At 42.5% G+C, this 19,279-nt stretch carries 18 protein-coding genes; 16 read left to right on the top strand and 2 right to left on the bottom strand.

The window, feature by feature from the left end:
- The first annotated feature begins 13 nt into the window (after nt 1-13).
- Together MHI25_RS06195 and MHI25_RS06200 are read left to right on the top strand one after the other, a co-directional pair.
- Complete coding sequence (locus MHI25_RS06195) at nt 14-523, top strand: prepilin peptidase (protein WP_312149731.1); 510 nt, start codon at nt 14-16, stop codon at nt 521-523.
- An 18-nt stretch (nt 524-541) separates the two neighbouring features.
- On the top strand, nt 542-2,116 hold the full coding sequence (locus tag MHI25_RS06200) for a DUF6382 domain-containing protein (RefSeq protein ID WP_340395125.1): 1,575 nt from the start codon (nt 542-544) through the stop codon (nt 2,114-2,116).
- 27 nt (nt 2,117-2,143) lie between these two features.
- Here MHI25_RS06200 and MHI25_RS06205 read toward each other — a convergent pair whose 3' ends face one another.
- Complete coding sequence (locus MHI25_RS06205) at nt 2,144-3,055, bottom strand: TIGR01777 family oxidoreductase (RefSeq protein WP_340395126.1); 912 nt, start codon at nt 3,053-3,055, stop codon at nt 2,144-2,146.
- Between the two features lie 39 nt (nt 3,056-3,094).
- On the bottom strand, nt 3,095-3,556 hold the full coding sequence (locus MHI25_RS06210) for a DUF2621 domain-containing protein (protein WP_076128197.1): 462 nt from the start codon (nt 3,554-3,556) through the stop codon (nt 3,095-3,097).
- A 173-nt stretch (nt 3,557-3,729) separates the two neighbouring features.
- Here MHI25_RS06210 and MHI25_RS06215 point away from each other — a divergent pair, with 173 nt between their 5' ends.
- From MHI25_RS06215 to MHI25_RS06280, 14 genes are all read left to right on the top strand, one after another.
- Nucleotides 3,730-4,839 (top strand): deoxyribonuclease IV, encoded by a 1,110-nt coding sequence (locus MHI25_RS06215; RefSeq protein WP_340395127.1) that lies wholly within the window; start codon nt 3,730-3,732, stop codon nt 4,837-4,839.
- A gap of 65 nt (nt 4,840-4,904) precedes the next feature.
- The gene (gene purU / locus MHI25_RS06220) at nt 4,905-5,804 is read left to right on the top strand and encodes a formyltetrahydrofolate deformylase (RefSeq protein WP_076219715.1); all 900 of its coding nucleotides are present in this window, start codon (nt 4,905-4,907) and stop codon (nt 5,802-5,804) included.
- Between the two features lie 175 nt (nt 5,805-5,979).
- Nucleotides 5,980-6,729 (top strand): SAF domain-containing protein, encoded by a 750-nt coding sequence (locus MHI25_RS06225; protein ID WP_076277691.1) that lies wholly within the window; start codon nt 5,980-5,982, stop codon nt 6,727-6,729.
- 12 nt (nt 6,730-6,741) lie between these two features.
- Nucleotides 6,742-7,806, top strand: a complete 1,065-nt coding sequence (locus MHI25_RS06230; protein ID WP_076128191.1) for a hypothetical protein — start codon at nt 6,742-6,744, stop codon at nt 7,804-7,806.
- Entirely contained in the window at nt 7,803-9,248 is a 1,446-nt protein-coding gene (locus MHI25_RS06235; protein WP_076128190.1) for an ATPase, T2SS/T4P/T4SS family, read from the top strand. The genes MHI25_RS06230 and MHI25_RS06235 overlap by 4 nt, the downstream gene beginning before the upstream one ends.
- A gap of 13 nt (nt 9,249-9,261) precedes the next feature.
- Complete coding sequence (locus tag MHI25_RS06240; RefSeq protein WP_076128188.1) at nt 9,262-10,311, top strand: hypothetical protein; 1,050 nt, start codon at nt 9,262-9,264, stop codon at nt 10,309-10,311.
- Nucleotides 10,312-10,322: 11 nt separating this feature from the next.
- On the top strand, nt 10,323-11,192 hold the full coding sequence (locus MHI25_RS06245) for a hypothetical protein (RefSeq protein ID WP_076194733.1): 870 nt from the start codon (nt 10,323-10,325) through the stop codon (nt 11,190-11,192).
- 57 nt (nt 11,193-11,249) lie between these two features.
- Nucleotides 11,250-11,459, top strand: coding sequence for a hypothetical protein (locus MHI25_RS06250; protein WP_076137569.1), 210 nt, complete (start codon nt 11,250-11,252; stop codon nt 11,457-11,459).
- A 5-nt stretch (nt 11,460-11,464) separates the two neighbouring features.
- Entirely contained in the window at nt 11,465-11,608 is a 144-nt protein-coding gene (locus MHI25_RS06255) for a hypothetical protein (protein WP_339189941.1), read from the top strand.
- Nucleotides 11,609-11,623: 15 nt separating this feature from the next.
- Nucleotides 11,624-12,004, top strand: a complete 381-nt coding sequence (locus tag MHI25_RS06260; RefSeq protein WP_076308595.1) for a hypothetical protein — start codon at nt 11,624-11,626, stop codon at nt 12,002-12,004.
- A 20-nt stretch (nt 12,005-12,024) separates the two neighbouring features.
- Nucleotides 12,025-12,522, top strand: a complete 498-nt coding sequence (locus MHI25_RS06265; protein WP_076224687.1) for a hypothetical protein — start codon at nt 12,025-12,027, stop codon at nt 12,520-12,522.
- Nucleotides 12,523-12,557: 35 nt separating this feature from the next.
- On the top strand, nt 12,558-13,196 hold the full coding sequence (locus MHI25_RS06270) for a hypothetical protein (protein WP_340395128.1): 639 nt from the start codon (nt 12,558-12,560) through the stop codon (nt 13,194-13,196).
- Nucleotides 13,197-13,202: 6 nt separating this feature from the next.
- On the top strand, nt 13,203-15,461 hold the full coding sequence (locus MHI25_RS06275; protein WP_340395129.1) for a PKD domain-containing protein: 2,259 nt from the start codon (nt 13,203-13,205) through the stop codon (nt 15,459-15,461).
- 12 nt (nt 15,462-15,473) lie between these two features.
- The gene (locus MHI25_RS06280) at nt 15,474-19,268 is read left to right on the top strand and encodes a hypothetical protein (protein ID WP_076304503.1); all 3,795 of its coding nucleotides are present in this window, start codon (nt 15,474-15,476) and stop codon (nt 19,266-19,268) included.
- The last annotated feature ends 11 nt before the right edge of the window (nt 19,269-19,279 follow it).

The following is a 19,279-nucleotide window of genomic DNA, read 5'->3' on the forward strand; positions in this document are numbered from 1 at the left end:
AGGAGTGTAATAAATGGCAGAGTGGACATTTTGGGGATGTCTACCGTTTTTAGCAGCGGCACTGATTACAGATTTGAAGTCGATGAGAATACCAAACTGGATCACCTTGTCAGGCTTGCTCACCGGTCTGCTTGCACAAGGGGTGATCAATAGCTGGCATGGACTGCTGAGGGCTTTCGGGGGAGCTGCTGTAGGATTTACAGTCCTTCTGATCATGCATTTAATAGGGGCGGTTGGCGCGGGGGATGTTAAGCTTTTTGCTGGAATCGGCGCGTGGACAGGGATGTTGTTTACGCTGCAAGTCGTGATGTACTCCGTACTATTTGGTGCTTTAATAGGCTGGTTAATTGTTTTAAAGAGACGGGAGGCGGTCAGTCGTTCGCGTAAGATCATCAGCAGAATTTCTGGATTTATTTTATGGAAGAGCCCGTTTCTATTAAAAAATAACGATAGTGAACTGTTGAAATTTCCCTTCATGCTGGCAGTAATTCCTGGTTCCATATGCGCTTATCTATACTTTTAGTTCGGGAGGTGATGTTTGTTGTTCGGATTAACCCGTGATTTTATACAACAGGATGGTATATATATGATACTTGGTGAACCCGAAGAAATACCTGCGGAGAAGCTTAATTTAATTCAGGCGCGCATGCTGATGAACACCGACATTCCTCATCATTTGAGGCTGTTACTTAGAGAAATAGATATGAAGGTTACTATGGAATACGCTGTTTTACGCAAAAAAATGCTTAGTCATCTACTCAAAGGAGAGAAGCTAAGTATGAGCTCATTTTTCGGGTTATTGCTGCAAATTGCCCAAGGCATGGAAGATGGCAGGTTATATATGCTGCGGGCGGAACAGTATGCTTTGCATGCAGATTACATTTTTATTGAAGGGTCGTTACAGAACGGTAAAGTATACCTGACCTACATACCCATTCACGAGAATAAGTCTGGTTCAAAGCTTGGAGAGTCACTCAAGTCACTAATCATGGTGTTAATGGCATCTATCACAGAGCTAACTGGCAGTGGTGTGCAAAGACTATTGCAATATTGCAGTGAAGAGGGATTTACTCCAGCTGGCTTAAAGATTCTTTTATCAGAGTTGCTGACAGAAAGAGAGCCCGTTACACCTGAAAGACAGCTTCATGAAGGCGTAAAAGAATATCTAGTGAAAGAGGCAGCAGCTCCACCATTAAGAAAAATATATGAGCATCGCGAAGATAAGGGATTGGAGCAGCCGACTGCTACTCCTTGGATCAGCAGCTATCCTAATCTTAAGATAAAAGAGGAGGAGAGCGTGTCTCTAAGCTTGGAGGATGAGCAGGTAACGAATCCGCAAGCCTCAAGCTCAAGAACCTATATAGTGCTAGGGTGTCTATTAGGCGATGCACTCCTGTGGAAGTTTCTATATTTGGATAGTCCAAAGCCGTTATGGCTTGCCGTCTGTGGAGTTGTGACGATTGTATTGGCTGTTTTAAGCTGGATGGTTTGGAGCGGAAGGCTAAAGGTTGGTAAAGAAGATGAGGATTGTCTGAGTGAGGATTCTGAAGATACTAACTGTAATCCGAGTCGGAAAGAATTGGAGTGGAATTTTGGCAGGAACCCTGTGGCTTCTACACGTCCTCCAGCAACAATCCCAAAGGTAACTCCGCAATTCTCAGATTCAGCAGCTAACGTTCCGGTAACCCGTCATGAATCACTAACAGAGGAACATTGTTCTATTAAAGCACCAGAAGCCATAGCACCAACAACTTTATTATCACAGGAGAAACCGCCTAAGCAAGGACGACAAATCGAAAAGCTGGATCGGAGTATTCCTTATCTCCAAAGAAGCGGTGAGGAGGGTGAAGAGGCGGAAATGATCGAGTTAAATCGAACTAGCTTCATTATCGGCCGATCGGCAGAGGTGGCTCAATATGTGGAAAGATCAGAAGGAGCCTCTAGAGTACACGCTGAAATATCTAGAAGCACCAGCGGATATATTCTGAAGGATCTTGACTCCAGAAATGGAACGCTTTTTCAAGGTGAAGCCATGGTCCCGTATAAAGAGTATCCACTAACAGAGGGGACCACATTTAAAATTATAAAAGGAAGCTACACATTTCATACAGCATGAAGGTGAGTTTTAACGATGAATGTGGCTCTACAATTTTTGTTTTTTCAAATCTTCTAAAGCGACTTGAAGTGTAGGGAAGGTAAAGTCAAAGCCATGATTTAATGCCGCTGCGGGCAGGACGCGCTGACCTTTGAGTAAGATTTCGGATAATTCCCCGACTGCTGTTTTTAACAGGAAGGCTGGCAAAGGGAACCAGTGCGGCCGTTTGTAGACTTTGCCAATCGTTCTGCCGAACTCTTCGTTCGTTACCGGATGTGGAGCAGTCGCATTAACAGGTCCGTTAATCGTTGGATTTTGCGTACAGAAATCAATTAGACGCACAATATCCGTCAGATGGATCCAAGAGAGCCACTGCTTTCCAGAGCCAATGTTGCCGCCACAACCTAATAAATAAGGCAGCTTCATTTTGGGGAATGCTCCGCTCTCATTGCCGAGCACAACTCCGGTACGCAGCTTGACCACGCGGATATCATGGTAGGTTTCATCTGAAGCCTCTTCCCATGTCTTAACTACTTCTGAAGGGAAATCCATGACCTGGGCTGGTGAGGATTCACTAAAAGTATCCTCTAAAGAGGTACCGTAAATCGCCACGGCGGAAGCCTGAATGATTACGGAAGGCTTTTGCTTCATTTGATCTACTAACTTAGCTGCTGCGGAAACGGTTGCAAGTCGGGACTGCATAATCGCCTTTTTGCCACTTGGACTCCAGCGCTGGCTAAGGGAAGCTCCGGCGAGATTAATTAGGGCAGCTGCATTTTCCACTGGAGCGGGATTAGAACTTAGACTGTCCCAGGTGTGGTAACTCAGCTTAGGATGAATTGTTGTTGCGTCTTTTGGTAAATTCCGACCTACAATAGCAACTTCATTACCTGCTTGCAGCCAGTATTTTGCTAGTTCGCTACCTATAAAACCGGTGCCGCCACATATCACATATTTCAAAGGAGGGCCTCCGTTCTAAATCGTACAATTCATTAAAAATTACTTAAACAAATGCTGGTAAGCAGAGTAATCGATTTTATTCTTTTCGAGAAAATTGATAAGAAAACGGTTATCGCGCCGCGGTGTGGCAACTATGTAACCTTTAATGCAGTGATCGCGAGTAACTTCTTTTGCATTGCTCTCGACGGCGATTTTTCCGATCTCGGCAGCAATAGAATGCTTCGCAATATCACGAAATGGACCAGGTACAGGCTGAACAAGCTGGTCCAAAAAGGCTTTTGTTTCGTCACTCCAGAGCGGGCGGCTACGTTCCACCCAGTAATTTTGCCAGTCTAGCTTTGACTTTCCATCAGCTTTGGGCAGGACCTTTAGGAATTTGCGGAACATAAAAAAACCGCCGATACACATGGAACCAAGCAGCATAAATGTCCAGAAAGCGATAGAGTTCATAAACCAATTGCTCGGTGTGGATAATAAACCAAGTCCTGATTGGATAAACATGCATACACCACCTTTTGGCAATGAGGATTCTCACACGAATTATTCTCATATTAAAGTATAGCTTATTTCCAAACTTTTTGCGAAGCAGAACCCGGCATATTGGCCTCGTCTAGATTTATTTTTCCGATCACGGTAGAATAGGGGTTAATTCGTGAAGGAAAGAGGGAAGAAGTATGCTGAAAATAGGTTCACATGTGTCTTGCTCGGACAAGGGTCTTTTGACCGCAGCAAATGAAGCAAATGAGTATGGTTCCAGCTCGTTTATGATATATACAGGAGCGCCGCAGAATACGCGCCGCAAGCCGATTGATGCCATGTATCCCAACGAAGGGAAGCAAGTTATGAAAGAGAATGGTGTAGAGGAGATTGTTGTCCATGCACCTTACATTATTAATCTCGCTTCCTATAAAGAGAATACGTACCAACTGGCTGTTGATTTTCTGCAAGAGGAAATACGCCGTACCCATGCACTTGAGGTCAAGCATATTGTATTACATCCTGGTGCGTTCACTGATAAAGATGCTGAATATGGTATTCAGCGGATTGCAGATGGCCTGAATGAGGTGCTTGGAGGCACGAATGAAACGGAAGTGCATATCGCTTTAGAAACTATGGCTGGCAAAGGAACAGAGATCGGCCGCAGCTTCGAAGAAATCGCTTCTATTATTGCTAAGGTCGAACATAACGAACGTCTATCGGTCTGTCTTGATACTTGCCACATTCATGATGCTGGTTATGATATCGTTAATGATTTGGACGGTGTTCTCAACAAATTTGATGAGACTATCGGGTTGAATCGTCTTGGTGTAATCCACATTAATGACAGTAAAAATCCATGTGGCGCTCGCAAAGACCGTCACACGCCAATTGGCTCGGGTTGGATTGGGTTTGATACGATTAACAAAATCGTACACCATGAAAAGCTGGAAGGTCTGCCTTTCATTCTGGAGACCCCATGGATTGGTAAAGATGCTAAGACACAACGTCCGATGTATGAGGTGGAGATCGCTTTGCTGCGTGGTAACGTAGCTGAACGCTTTGGACCGGAATTCGTGCAGGATGTTGAAACATTACGTGAATTTTTTGCCAAGCAGGAGATTGATTCCCGTCAATATGTACTTAATGTCTGGGAGCTGCTGAAGAACGATGCCAAAGCTAAAAAAGCTGATCCACGTGAACCACTGGAGCGTCTGTACGATGAAGTTGTCGCTGCCCAGCTGTTCCTGCAACTAAGCGAGGAAGCTATTAATCATCGTTTAATTGCTTGGTTAGCAGGCAATTAAGTGCTCGTGAACGCTTAAGCTATACTTCAGATTGCGTATGTAGATGAGAGGATGGGAAGAGGGTCATGGAATTACACGTAAAAAGAAACAATTCGTCAGGTGTCGAGCATTATTCCAACCGGGCACGTATGCTCATTTCCTGTCCTGACGGACCGGGAATTGTGGCGGCTGTATCACACTTTCTGTATCAGCATGGCGCAAATATTGTGCAGTCGGATCAGTATACGATGGATCCAGATGGTGGAATGTTCTTTATGAGAGTCGAGTTTGACCTACCTGAATTAGGCGATCGTCTGGAAGAGATTCGCTCTCAATTTGGCGGAGTGGCGGAGCGTTTTAAGATGGACTGGAAGATTTTTAATGTTCGTCATAAGAAGAAACTTGCCATATTCGTCTCTAAAGAAGACCATTGTCTTGTTGAACTGCTCTGGCAGTGGCAAGCGGGCGATCTCGATGCCGATATTGCCCTCGTCGTTAGTAACCATTTGGATATGAAATCTTATGTCGAGTCGTTTGGCATTCCATTTCATCATATTCCAGTCACAGCGGATACTAAGGATGAAGCAGAAAAACGCCAGTTAGCGGTCATCGGAGACGATATCGATGTTATTATATTGGCACGGTATATGCAGATTATCTCGCCGTCCTTTATTGAGCATTATCGCCATCAGATTATTAATATTCACCACTCTTTCCTGCCTGCCTTTATTGGCGGCAATCCATACGCCCAAGCGTACCAACGTGGGGTGAAAATTATCGGGGCAACCGCTCACTATGTTACTGAAGAACTAGATGGTGGACCGATTATTGAACAGGATGTGCAGCGGGTAAGCCACAGTGATGATGTTATTGAGCTGAAACGGATTGGGCGTACCATTGAACGTGTTGTTCTGGCTCGTGCGGTGAAATGGCATATCGAGGACCGGATTCTCGTCCATCAGAACAAAACTGTAGTATTTAAATAAAGGTATTCTCCGGTGAAAGCAACGGTTATGCCCGAGGGCTTTCACCGGAACCCTTTAATTTAATAGTTCACTAAATCTCTATCAGGTAAAAAAGCATTTTACCAGCAGCTTGGCTATTTATGCCAAGGTGCTTTTTGTCGTTCTCAAAAATCATGTAGTTAAGGAGGTGGAAGGTTTGGCGTTACAGCGAGGACGTTTGTTAAAACGTAATTATTTTTTCGCAAGTCTCATTTTGATTACTGGATTCGGGGGATTGCTAGGTTATGATCTCTATTTCAAGCCCTACGTGCTTTCCCAAACCGTGGTCAAAGTTAAGGTGCGAGCTGGGGAATCTCTACCTAAAAATTATGAGCTGAAAGCAAGTGATTTGTATCTGGATTCTGTTCAGACCAAGGATATACCTTCTGGTGTAATTACGGAAATCGCACAAGTGGAGTACAAAATTACGAATGTGAATCTGACTAACGGTAGTATTTTGACAGCATCACTGGTGGATGTTAGTGATTTAGAGCCTTTGCAGGATGAAGGTATATTTCCTATTCCGAAGGAGGCTATTTATGCCATCAATGGTTCGTTGCGAAGCCGGGATAAGGTAGACATTTATCTTGTAGAAGGTGAGCGAGAGAAGCAGCGAGAGGCGCTTGGTTCAAATACAGTTAAAAAAGAAAACGAGGAACAGGTGAAAAAACAAAGCTTGCTTAGCGATCCTGCTAAAGAGATCTTTTTATCTGGAGTTACCGTGAACTATGTGCGAACAGAAGACAATAATGATGTGCAGGATTCTGAGAAAGGCAACAACAATAACCGATTCACTTCTACTGGCAAGGTGGCGACACCAGAATTGAAGCTGAAGAAAAGTGAGGGTCAACGGCTAGGGCAATTTTTGGAGCAGGGCAAAAAACTGTGGATCGTACGGGTAGAGTAGGGGGAGATTGCCTTGAAAATATTTAGTCTGGGCATAGATCAGTTAACGATTAATGATATCAAAAACGCGGGATTTAATGTAGTTACACAAAACGTGTATCCCGATCCGGCGCATACCGAAGGTCATATGTTAATGGTTACTAGTGACCAGGTATCTGTTCAAGCGCTTAGCGAGCTGCGATACAAATATCCAAGCTCTATGATCCTGTATTTATATCTGCAAAAGGGAATTCGCGGCTATCAAGCTGTGCATATGTTATGTGAAAGCTTAGGTCTATATTTTATTCCTCCTCGTTCTACCTCGTCAGCAGTGATAGAGAAGATTCGTTTTATCCTGGAAGAGGATGGCGAGGAACGGAGCAATTTGGTTGGCTTTTTTGGCTCAGGTCCAGGCATTGGCTGCACGAGTGTGGCGAAGCTGTTCGCAAGACGAATTGCTGCGGCAGGTCTACGTGTTCTTGTACTTGGTTTGGATTTATATGACCCCGGGTATGACCGCAAAGCGACGATAAGTCTAGACAAATTGCGCCCCAAGCTTACAGGGAAGATGATTCATGATGAAGATTTCGAGCAATTGATTAGGCAGGATGGCTATTTGTATCTACCGGGGAATTACGACTACTTGAGTGTCCAGGATTATCTGGAGGAAGAGATCGAATATTTCTTGGCTAGAGCTGGAGCAAATGCGGATGTGGTTATTGCTGATTTCGGTTCAATTCCCGAGAGTGCTGCGTGGTATGTCGGTATGCAAAAGTCGTCGTTACGCATGATTGTCACTCATCCTAAACATGAACATAGATTAGAACCTCTATTCGAGCTTGCGGGGCATATAGATCTGCGTCCGCATGATTTCCAGCTGATCATTAACCGCAGTAATGTGGAGGAAATATCTTCGTCCAAAAATATGGCCCTTAGATTTGGCACTGAAATCTTGCTGGAGCTACCGTATTACCAGCCCTTGCAGGAAAGCTTGCCTCTAGGCAAAAAAGAGCTACAGCATGTGGATGATAAGGTACATTCTCTATTGGTGTCGATGGGATTAGCGCCAGAGGCCAAAAAGAAAGGGATATTTCTATGATTGAAACTCTCGCGAGTCGTCCACTCTTTTCTCTAAAACAAAGCGTGCTGCGCACTAGCAAACCGGGCAAGGAAGATTTTTATGCTTTTTTACAAAAAATGAAAACCGAGATGAACGAAGGGCTAGAACGTGAGGATGACGCTTACTTCGAGCTAAATGCAAAGGCATTAATTGGCGATCCGCAGGCAGTTAGCTTTTTTATGAATGAGATTGAGAAGTACTTACGAAAAACACCTTTTACTGGAAAGGTTCCAGAAGCGTACCGAACGGCGGCAGAGGCCCTGTATCACGAGTGGAAGGGTTTTGGACCAGCGTATCGTTGGTTTACTGATCGTGCATACAGCGAGTCAACCGGATTACAAATGATTGGGAAGCAAATTTTTTATAACCATAAAGGTGAGTTTATAGCTTACCCGTATGAGATGCCTTCACTGGATCGGGTGGAGCAGCTGAAGCGTTCCTTGCTAAAAAGTGATCCCAATAAAAAGCTGAACAAGGATAATCCTTCGGTGGAGTTCAAAATGGATGATCCGCTTTGGCCAGGTAGATTTATTCGGCTTGCGATTTGGGTATCACCTAGGGTCTGGGAGGGTTTTACTACGATATCACTGCGGCGACAGGTTGTGGAATTTCTGGATTTGGAGGATCAAGCGGGTACGGAATGTATTCCTGCCGAGGCGGTTGAGTTCATTCGGGCGTTATCGTCCACGTTTCGCAATACCATTATTGCGGGTGCTGTAGGGTCAGGAAAAACAACCTTTGCCAATACGATCGTTGGTGAGCAACTGCTTGGCTCTTCCTCCTGCATGGGAGTAGTGATGATAGAGAAACATCCGGAATCCATTTTACCGTATCAAATTAAAGGGCATCGGATTATTCCAATTCAAGCTGCGAATGAGGAACTGATGGAGGTGGGAGTAGAGTCGCTGCGGCATGACCCAAATATTTTGTATATGACAGAGATGCGTTATAACGAGTGGGAATTTTATTTGTGGAGTGGGGAAAAAGGATACGACGGGATCACCGGAACCTTCCACACCGTGGATTCGGAGGACATTCCTTATCAAGGTGCGTTTGCTGTGTCGACAAGAATTGGCGGGAGTCTAAAGGGGCATTTGATTTCTGCGCTGAAATCATGCGAGCTGGTGTTTATTTTGGAGAGTGTCCCGAACGGGAAGAAGCGGCTGGCGCGAATATCAGAAATCTTTTACGAAGAGGATAGAAATTCAGTGTTTGCTAATGATCTTATGCGCTGGGAGCCGGAGGAAATGTGTTGGTCTTATAATGACAAGCTGACGAAAAATCTGATGCTGAAAATGACTAAGAAAAATGCGGAGGCTACACAGATTGTCCAGAAAGAGCTGGGGCGACTTGCATCAACAAAGCCGATGGATCAGCCGCTTAAAGAAAGCTTGAAATCTAAGATAGTACTTAATGAGTGAAGGAGGTACAGCTATGGATTTACTATTTTATATTTTTCGTTTTGTCCTTCATTTATGGATTGTGTGGGGACTGTGGTTACTCACCAAACTGCTCATCGAAAGGCATTTACGGCAGGTAGTCCAGAAATTCGATTTTCGAATTAAACATAAGATGAGTATTTTTGGCAAAAGAGTTAGCTCGGTTAAAAAAAGGCTGTGGCTCTACCGCCATCTGGACAAGCTTCTGTATTTCGTACACCGGAAGTATGAACCGGGTATTAGCGTTATGCGTTTTGTTATGCGTACAGCCATTTTGTTTATTGCGGTTTTCTTATCAGGACTACTGACACTTAGTGAGCTCCCTGGAAGGTTGAGTTTTAACAATCCTTTTTTGGAGGGGATTACTTTTAATGAAGGACAGCCGATTCAGGGGGCGTGGAGATTTCCGCTTTTTATAGCTGTAATATCTGCGACGATTCCTTATTTTCGTATGAGATACATCTATGCACAGCGGAAGGTACATGGAAGCTACGATCTCCTCGATGTAGTCAAAATATCCACTAAATTCACACATTTGTCGGTAGATTCGATCCTTGATCGGACAGCGGATTTTCTTACAGATAAAAATGTACTAAAGAGTCCTCTGAAGCTGCTTGGTGCCGCATTTTCTAATTACAGTAATGAGAAGGAGCTTGTTGAGGAGGCAGGGAGATTCTCCAGTGCGATTGGCACCACCTTCGCTTTAGAGTTTATATCAGATTTGCTCTATGCCGAGAAGGAGGGAACCCGTTATTTAAAAAGCTCGCTAATGCTGTTGAATCGTTCTATGGAGCAGCAGAGAGAGACGATTTTAACTGTAAAAGCAGGAAGCAGAGATGCGATCAGCCTTGGCTTATATGGGAATCTTCTGGTGCTGGTATCTACGGTTGGAACCTTTATGTATATGCTGAAGCCCGATGTCTATTTCCAACTGCAGTTCGAAACTACGGTAGGCCTTTCCTTTTTGATGGTGATCGTCTCCGGCCTTTTTATCTCTTTTGTGATCAGTACTATTCTTGCCAGGCCCAAACTGGACTACCACTAAGGTGATGAACTATGGATAGATTATTACTACTAATTACAGTGATCGGGATCGTGTATGTCGCATTACTTGTGTTTGTGAGCAGCAGCAGTAAGCAGGAACGATATCTTGTCCGACTGGGCATCCGGTGGAATTCGCTGGGTGAACACGTGCAGAGTGATAGATTTCAGCAATTGTTGAATGAATGCAATTTATCAATTTCGGCTCGAAAAGTTACGCTATTTCGTTATTCAGCGGCAATCATCTATTTATTTAGCCAAGTCGTCAGCGATTTCATCCGATCTGTTCCTTTTTCATTCTATGACCCTCTAATTGCTCTACTTATTCTCGTAATCAGCAGTCCGATGCGTTATCTTCCGCTTGGTTGGGTGTTGGCGTGGCTTCACCAAAAGACGAATATTCAAAAAGATGGCGAGTTGATCTCCTTCATTCGTCTCTATGAGAATAATCGCCTACGTAAGCGCGGATATGTGCAGTTTGGTGCTTTTTGTGGGAGTACAGCGGGACATTTTCAATATATACGTCAGGATTTGTATGAGCTGTCAGAACGGGCAGTAGATGAGGGTGTGGAGGGGGCGATTGAATGGTTTTGTGCCAAATTTCCGGATAACCATCACTTTATTAATGACATCCGGTCCATTTTACTGGCGACAGAAGGCATGGATGATGACACGGAAGCTGCAAACTATTTGCGTGAACAAGGCAAGATTATCTCCAAAATCTCCAGCGATCAGTATTTGAAAAAATGGTCTTTCATCGGTGATCTATCGACGATTATTAATGTTATTCCATCGATTGCTACTTTTTTGATGATCGTTGCCATGGCGATGCAGTACATTTTGCTAATCAAAGGAAATTTTAATGGAGTCGGCATGTTCCAGTGAAAAATTGTATATTCAACCTTATTTTTAAAACCTAAAATAAAAAGGGAGAAATTAACAATGAAAAAAGACGCTATTTCTACAGGTTTGTTTATCGCTATCGGTTTTTTGTGTGTGGCCATCGTAATTGCCATTTTGATTCCTCTGGTGCGTGACGTGATTAATGCTGCCGATGATAATAGACCGACGATCCCGGGGGTATCTCTAACTCAACCGCTGGATTCCAGCCAGACTGCACTAACTATGTCCATGACTCACGTTTCGGTATAAGTCAGATGAAAAAAGACTCTATTTCCGTCGCTATGTTTTTGGCCATTGGCTTTGTAATTGCGGGGATGTTTATCACGGTAGCTACGCATATGATCGGCAGCAGTCAGGACGATATCATCTCACATACTAAGCAAGTGGAACAGTATTAGAAGGAGGCGTGTCTAATGAAGGAGACCGTCCTCCGGGCATTGTTCATGTGGCTAGTCCTGTTTATTATCCTGCAGCCTATCTTCTCCTACATAGATTATCTGCTAGATTTACAGGTCAAAGCTAATACGTCCTATATCACACAAAAAGCAGCAACAGAGGGGATGGTTACAGCTTCTATGCGGAATGAAGTAGTTTCAAATCTGAAGGCGATTGGATTTTCTGAAGCTTCGATAGAAATTACTAGCAGTACAGACACCGTTCAAGAGCGAAAGCAACGAATTGATGTGTATGTAACCGCGCCGCGGATAAATCTGTTTCCTTATAATTTTTCTACGGTTTCGCAGCCGACTCGATATTATGGGCATGGATCAATTATGAGTGAGTATCTCGATTGACTAAGGGATGAACGTAATTTATGGATTACATTATTAAGCTGGCATTTGTCCTACTGATCTTTATCTACTCCTGGTTCTTTCAGATCCAGAATCAGGAGTGGGACCAGCTGCGCAGCATGTTAAAAGACGCAAATAATATCGCTGTTCACGATGCCGCACAGGAATTAGATGAGACCGAATTGACTCGTGGTCGTCTGATTATAGATCCCGAAGATGCGTACGATACTTTTCAGCAAACCCTACAGAACAATCTAGGCCTTGATAGCGGCCTTTCCCCCCAAGGGGGCAGTCGTTTTAAGACACAAGTAAAGATTGTGAAATTCGATATTATTGATGATTCCGATGGTGTGACGTTTCCACTTTTATACGAGGATAGCGAATATGGCATAACCAAATACATCGCAGGTCCTTCGGTTATTGCCGTCATTGAGACGGAACACCCGGTTCTGATCTCTAGATCCAAAACACAACAGCCCATCAGGGTGCCAGCAGTTCAGGAGTATAAGTTCAATAAGTAAGAAAAGCCAATTAAAGAAAAGGGAGAGATTCAGTGATGAAGAAGAACATTTTAAGAGCAGCTTTGACTACAACAATGTTACTTAGCATGGTATTGGGGCAGAACGTGATTACTAACGCAGCAGCGGTTACACCATCAGCTATAGCTACAGCAAAACCTGCTGCTACACCAGCACCCATTATGAGGGATAACTTAAGTAAATATGGTTTGAAAAAGGATTTAGAGTTGCCGGTTACGGTTACGGCGGGTGGGCTTAGTTATACGCTGGAGAAGTTTATGATTTATGATTTCAAGTCAAAAGATGCACAAAATTTAGTGAGACAATTTAAATATGACTCATTTGGAGTAATGGTTAGCAAACCTAAACATTTCATATGGACTAAGATTACGATTAAGAATAACAGCAATAAAATTGTTAAAAGATCCTTAAATGATCAAAAAGAAAAATGGATTTTAAGTTTACAAGGTAAGGGACAATTAGACCAAATTTGGCCAAAAGTAAATGTGGGAAAATTAAATAATAAAGAAGCGTTTTATTATTACACTCTTAAGCCAAGTGAGCAATTAACTACTTATCAAGCATATTTATATGATCAGGATTTCAACTATTTTGCCATCCGCTTGTTCCATGATGGCGGATTCGACGAAAAATTTATAGTTAATTCTCCGGAGTAAGTATAAATGAAAAAAATAATCATCTCATGTCTATGTTTTTTATTGCTCATTCAGTTTATGACAGCTATTTCAGTAAAAGCAGCCGAGACGAAATTGACCTCGGTTGCTGTCCCAATTACTACAGGTTTACAAGGATCAAACAATACTGCTAAAGACTTCTATTTGGAACTTCCTAGTGGAGTATCTAGTTCTTCAGTTAAGACAGGTACTTTAAAATATAGTGGATCTAACGAAAAAACTAGTCTCTCTCTTGAGAACGGGAAAATTAAAGTGACATTACAAGGGGTTGCAAATCAGAAATATATAAAAGAGGTTCAGGGATATAGAGCATCCTTTGAGTTGCTATATAGGACCGATATTTATAATTCAATATGGTTATACTCTGACGGAAGAAGATGGCAAATAAATCAGTATGATGAAAAAAAAGATAGTTTGGTGACAGATGATAAAGGTGCAACTGATAGTTATCCTTCTAAGAATCCACCAATAACGGTAGTAACTGCAGGACCTTATCAAGATAAAGATTACCTAAAATGGTATAACGGATCTAAAACTGAGGTTATCGATTCTCAAAATATCATTGAGTCTACTATAAAACCTCAAGTAGTTAAGAAATCTTCTTATGCTCAAGATCCAAAGTTTAAAAATGGAAGAATTATTTTGAACTATACGATTCCTACAGGAGTACCTTGGGATCCTGAAGATAATACGGGTTTAACTGGAAAGGCAGAAGGACGAAAGTATAAAGCATTCGCATCCTATTATTACACGGCAGACGCTAAAGTCACCACCTACAGCTACGGGGGAACAGTCAGCTTTGAGTATGGTCTCCCAGATGAAGCTACACTCACAGGTTCTGCAATTCTAGAACAACCTAATCCAAACCCAATTAAGTTTGATAATAAGAATGTGCCAGTTAAAATCGCTTTGAAGGGTGAACTGCTATCCTATAAAGATATTTCGAATATTTCAGAATGGATTTTTTATGCCAAAGAGAAAGGTAATGACAGTTCACTCCAGACAAAAAAGGTGTATACCAAAACTCTAACGGCAAACGAAACTTTCAAGTTTGAAATTCCGAAGGAGAAAGTGGCAGGTAAAAGTAACTACAGTCAAGAGTACGAACTAAGTATAGTAGTGAGATTTAAGAATGAAATCGTGACCAAAAGAAGTAAGTTCGACTCGTTAAAAGAATCTTTTACAGTCAAAGCAGGAGTGTATACAACCTCAGATCCTCCGGGAGGAGGGTTTCCAGGTCCTACATCACCGTCAGAACTACCGAGAGAGTTAAAACCTCCAGTAGCTCTTATAAATGCACCGAAAACTGTAAAAGCAGGACAAGAGTTTGTAGCCAGTGCAGCAGGGTCGTATGACCCCGATGGTTATATTACGGATTACTTTTGGGATACGCCTAATGCTAAGGGAGAATTGAGCACTCTGCCAAGGGGAACACTTTGGTATGATAAAGACCATTTGGGGGAACAAACACTTGCTTTGACTGTAATGGACGACGACAAAATGACTGGAAGTACTAGTACTGAGGTTAATGTCATTGAGCCAAAACCAGATGCATCTATCAGGGTAGATGGTACATTAAAGCAAAATCGAAAGGTTATCATACAAAGTTACGTTAGTAGCCCGACCCACTACCCATTAGTAGATGCTAAGACTAAATTCACGATCACAGCCGTATCAGGTGGAACGAATTCTGATATTAAATATAGCGGATCGCTGAACGGAGTATATAGCAAAGATGTGCTATTCAAGAAGCCAGGGAAATATAAAGCAACCATTTATGTGGAGAATACATTAGGGCTAACTGCCAGAAACGAAACAACTTTTGATATAGCACCAGACCAGAAGCCTTTTGCATACTTTACGATGGCTGGAACAGTGTATCGCAATCCTTCAGATGGTAAACAAGCGATCCTATCAATAGATGATATGTCTTACTCTCCAGATCAAGATATGGTGGCTCGTAGGCTTTGGGAATACCGTTACGATTCAGATAACAACGGTAGTTTTGCAGGTGAGCAATGGGTTATTTTTAGCAATGAGAATTTAGATCGTTTGAATCTTAAGGTAAGGGAAGTTGGAAAATACGAAGTGCGACTGACTGTATTCGAAGAGTTTGGCCAGCCGACCATCGAGGAGTTTGTGACGCAGGCTGATCGGCAATCCATAGATTCAGAAGCTACACAAAATGTGATCGAACGGATCTTCACGGTTAAAAATCAGGCACCTGATGTCGACTGGTCATGGTAGAGAGGAATAGAGATGCAGAAATTAAAAAAAACAATTTCAACGTTTATGGCCCTTGTATTACTACTTCTTTCATTCCCTGAATTTTATTCGGGGAGTGTCAAGGTAGAGGCAGCAGGTGACCCAAATATCGTCAATTTTATGGATGTTCGTCTTGAAGGGTTTAACAAAACATCTTCTTGGGACCCAACTATGGGGAATATAGGATCTTTGAATTTGAATATGCCTGCTATGACCCTAACCAATATTACTTTTAATCTAACAACAAGAATATTACGCTACGATTATGTACCTGATGCGCCTGTAGTTTTAACATCAGGGGACATTAATTGGTACTATGATACGCAGCGTACTAGATTTCTTAATATTTACAGTTATATGTACAGGACAGATGGAAGTGGTAATACTGATTATGCTACTGATGCCTCATGGAGAATTGAAGAAATGCCACCTGTGAAAAGTTCGGATAGTCTTCAGTTTAACCTTGACAGAAATACAACCGCTTTTTATGAAAGTTATGCCTATCCAGCGAAGTATGGCATTCCAAAAGCCCTTAAAGTCGCACTAAGAGCAAGTGATGCGCAACACCAACCTAACGAATGGATGAATGGTTGGCATAACAACGTATATTATGATTGGGTTAACATACCTCTAGTAATAAATTCAGCACCTACGCTCACAGTGACTACACCAAGCGAGCAGCAGCTACTGAATGAGCCAGGATTCAGTGGTATGAATATCGAAGGATATGTTCGAGATGTGGACAATAATGATCTAGTCGTTAGTGCTGAAATTCCTAATGTGTTCTATAAACAAGTCAATGTCCAACAGGCACTAAATAATAAATGGTTTTCCATCCCAATAGATGTTTTGGCAGACGGAATTCCTCCCGGACGACACAATATCATTATCAAGGTTGTGGATCCCTATAATTATAAGGATGAGAAATCGTTGGTCGTTAATGTATCCTATAGGCTTAGGAATAAATCCTTTATATTGATTAACACTCCTATAGACGTATCAACCACATACAAGGACTATGAAGGAGATTCTAAATATCAAGAACGCTATAGATACGATCATAACCCGTATTTCTTCGATAATTCGATGGGTATCATTTCGGATAGTGGGTTATGGCGTTCAGAAAGGTATACCTCCTTTCCATATAGCGGACTCTATAACGCAACCTTTCAAGCACGAGATAATCCTAAAAACGATGACAGATTCGATGTCTATCGTTTATGGAGCCGAGATAATTTATCTTCAATGACCTATCATGTTCATCGGAAGCCAATTGCATTGTTTGCTGCCAAACTGGCGTGGGGATCTCTTCTGCTAACAGATTGTTCCTACGATTTGGACCACATCACGGCTGTTAATAAGGGACTTATAGCTTGGCAATGGCAGTATAAAAAAACTGATTCTGAAATATGGACAGATGGTCAACCGCCAGCTCAATTGCCTAGTTCTGGACAATATGACATACGCCTTAGAGTACGTGATGTCGATGGCGAAAATGGGTTGGGGGTCTGGAGCGACTGGTGTGTAAGGACGGTGGGGACTGCAGGTAATCTACCTCCGGTAGCGTTATTTAGTGTTGATCCTAATATTGTTTCCTATCGTAAAGCTACTACCATAACAGACAAATCGTTTGATCCGGATAATGATCCATTAGATGTGTATTACTGGACGGTTATCAAAGACGGTTGGAACAAAGTTTGGGAGCATTGGGGTGGAGCTACAACGCCACCTAATATCGCAGCTTTTGGAATTGGTAATTATCAAATTAGTTTACAAGTGCATGACAACCGAGGATTATGGTCAGATTGGTATCGTCAAAATGTTCAGGTGATTAATCACCCACCCGCAGCAGCATTTAACATGCCAGCTGAAGTATATCGAGACACTGTAATTACAATGGATAATCTAACACCAGATCCTGATGAAGATGGAGATTCGCTTGCTTATTTATGGTACGCCAAACTCAACAATAGTCCTTATTATTATGCTGGCAGTAACCGCAACCAATCTTTGACGATACGAGATCTTATTGCTGGAAACGGAATTTCACCGCAGCAGGCTATATCAGAAGGATGGGAAATGCGCCTTAAGGCAACAGATGTACCTAATCCCTCAAGTATTGGAGCTTTAAGTTCCAATGCAACACGTGTATTTACTGTTAAAAATCATGTTCCAACAGCTGCTATTAATGGTCCATCGGCAGTATTCCAATATGATACCCGACAATATACATCTTTTGATGAGGATGGAGATCCCTCCGACGTCGCTAGTCTGCAATACTTCTGGAAAGTAACAGATAGTGATGGCCTTACGCAATGGTTTCGAACTCCTAGTATTGATGTTAATTTTCCTGAGTCCGGTATCTATACATTGGAACACTGGGTTATCGATCAGATCGGTGATAAGTCTAATATAGCTACGTTGAAGGTGAGTGTTACTAAAAATCTAGCGCCCTCAATGACGTTGATAACCCCGGCGGGAACCGTAACCAATCCATCCGTTATAGATGCCGAAATACAAGGAGATCCATTAATTAAATGGAATTATACAGACCCAGAGAGTGATCCGCAGGAGAAGTACCGTTTAGAATTTTTTTCAAAAGACGGACTCTTAGTTAAGACAGTTGAAAACCTTGACACCACAGGACAGCTGCGGCAGTATCAACTCCCTAACCATACATTTAATCGATTTGAATACTTCACCGTATATGGGCGGGCTTATTCCAAATTAAGCTGGTCAGAAATATCTAACGAAAAAACGTTTATCATCGACAATCCGCCGCAGCCCGGATTCACACTTATCACGGATACAGGCAGAGATGCTGCCAAAGAGCCGATTTATCGCACGGATCTTCTAAATATCAAGAGCAAAGCGACGGATCCAGACCTTCCAAAAGGAGATACAATCAGCCATAAGTATGATTTGAAATCATCTAACGGGACGGAAGGATTGGCTAGTACTCAAGCTGAATTTACGAAGAAATTCACCTCAAATGGCGTCTTTACCTTGAAACAAACCGTTATGGATTCTCTAGGACTGTATCGAGAGCTATCTCTGAGTATCACCGTAGCCAACCGTAAACCTACCGTAACGATAACGTACCCAACAAGTACTGACTCAAGTAAGCCTATGATCGCAAGTACGCTTACACCAATCATCAAGTGGGATTATCAAGATGAGGATGGAGATGAACAACAGCGGTATAAGGTACAAATTATCAACTTGGCGACAGGGATGGTTAAGGTTCAATCTGGCGAACAAAATTCAAGTGCCAAACAGTGGCAAGTGCCCGCGGGAATATTGGTTGAGAACGAAAAATATGCCGTGGAAGTGGAAGCTTTTGATGGTTATAACTGGAGTAATATCTCAGCGCGTAAATATTTCATGGTTAATCTACTGAGTATTAAAGGTGGGGTCCAGCACACAGAGGAATGGAATAACAACCGTAAAGGCTACAATTTGAACAAGAGCGGTAATGAGGAGAGTCCAAGAGGCTATAATGTGTTTTGGGCAGGTGAGCGATTTATTTTGCAAGGGATAGCAACCGGTCTACCTGATACTGTTGAGGTAACGATGACGGGAGGTTATTCTACGCAACTAAATCCAACGAACAGTGACAAAACCTTGTGGACAGGCGAATTATATGATCCAGCATTTGTGAAACTTCCCGATGGTCCAGTGAAATTTACCTTCACAGCTAAGAATGAGTACAATACCAAAATAGATACAGTTACTGTTGTGATCGCTGGCGATTGGTCCGAATATTTTCGGAACCATCGTGTGAAGTAATGATACATCTA

This window comes from Paenibacillus sp. FSL E2-0177, from assembly GCF_037992975.1.
Classification (GTDB): domain Bacteria; phylum Bacillota; class Bacilli; order Paenibacillales; family Paenibacillaceae; genus Paenibacillus_AQ; species Paenibacillus_AQ odorifer.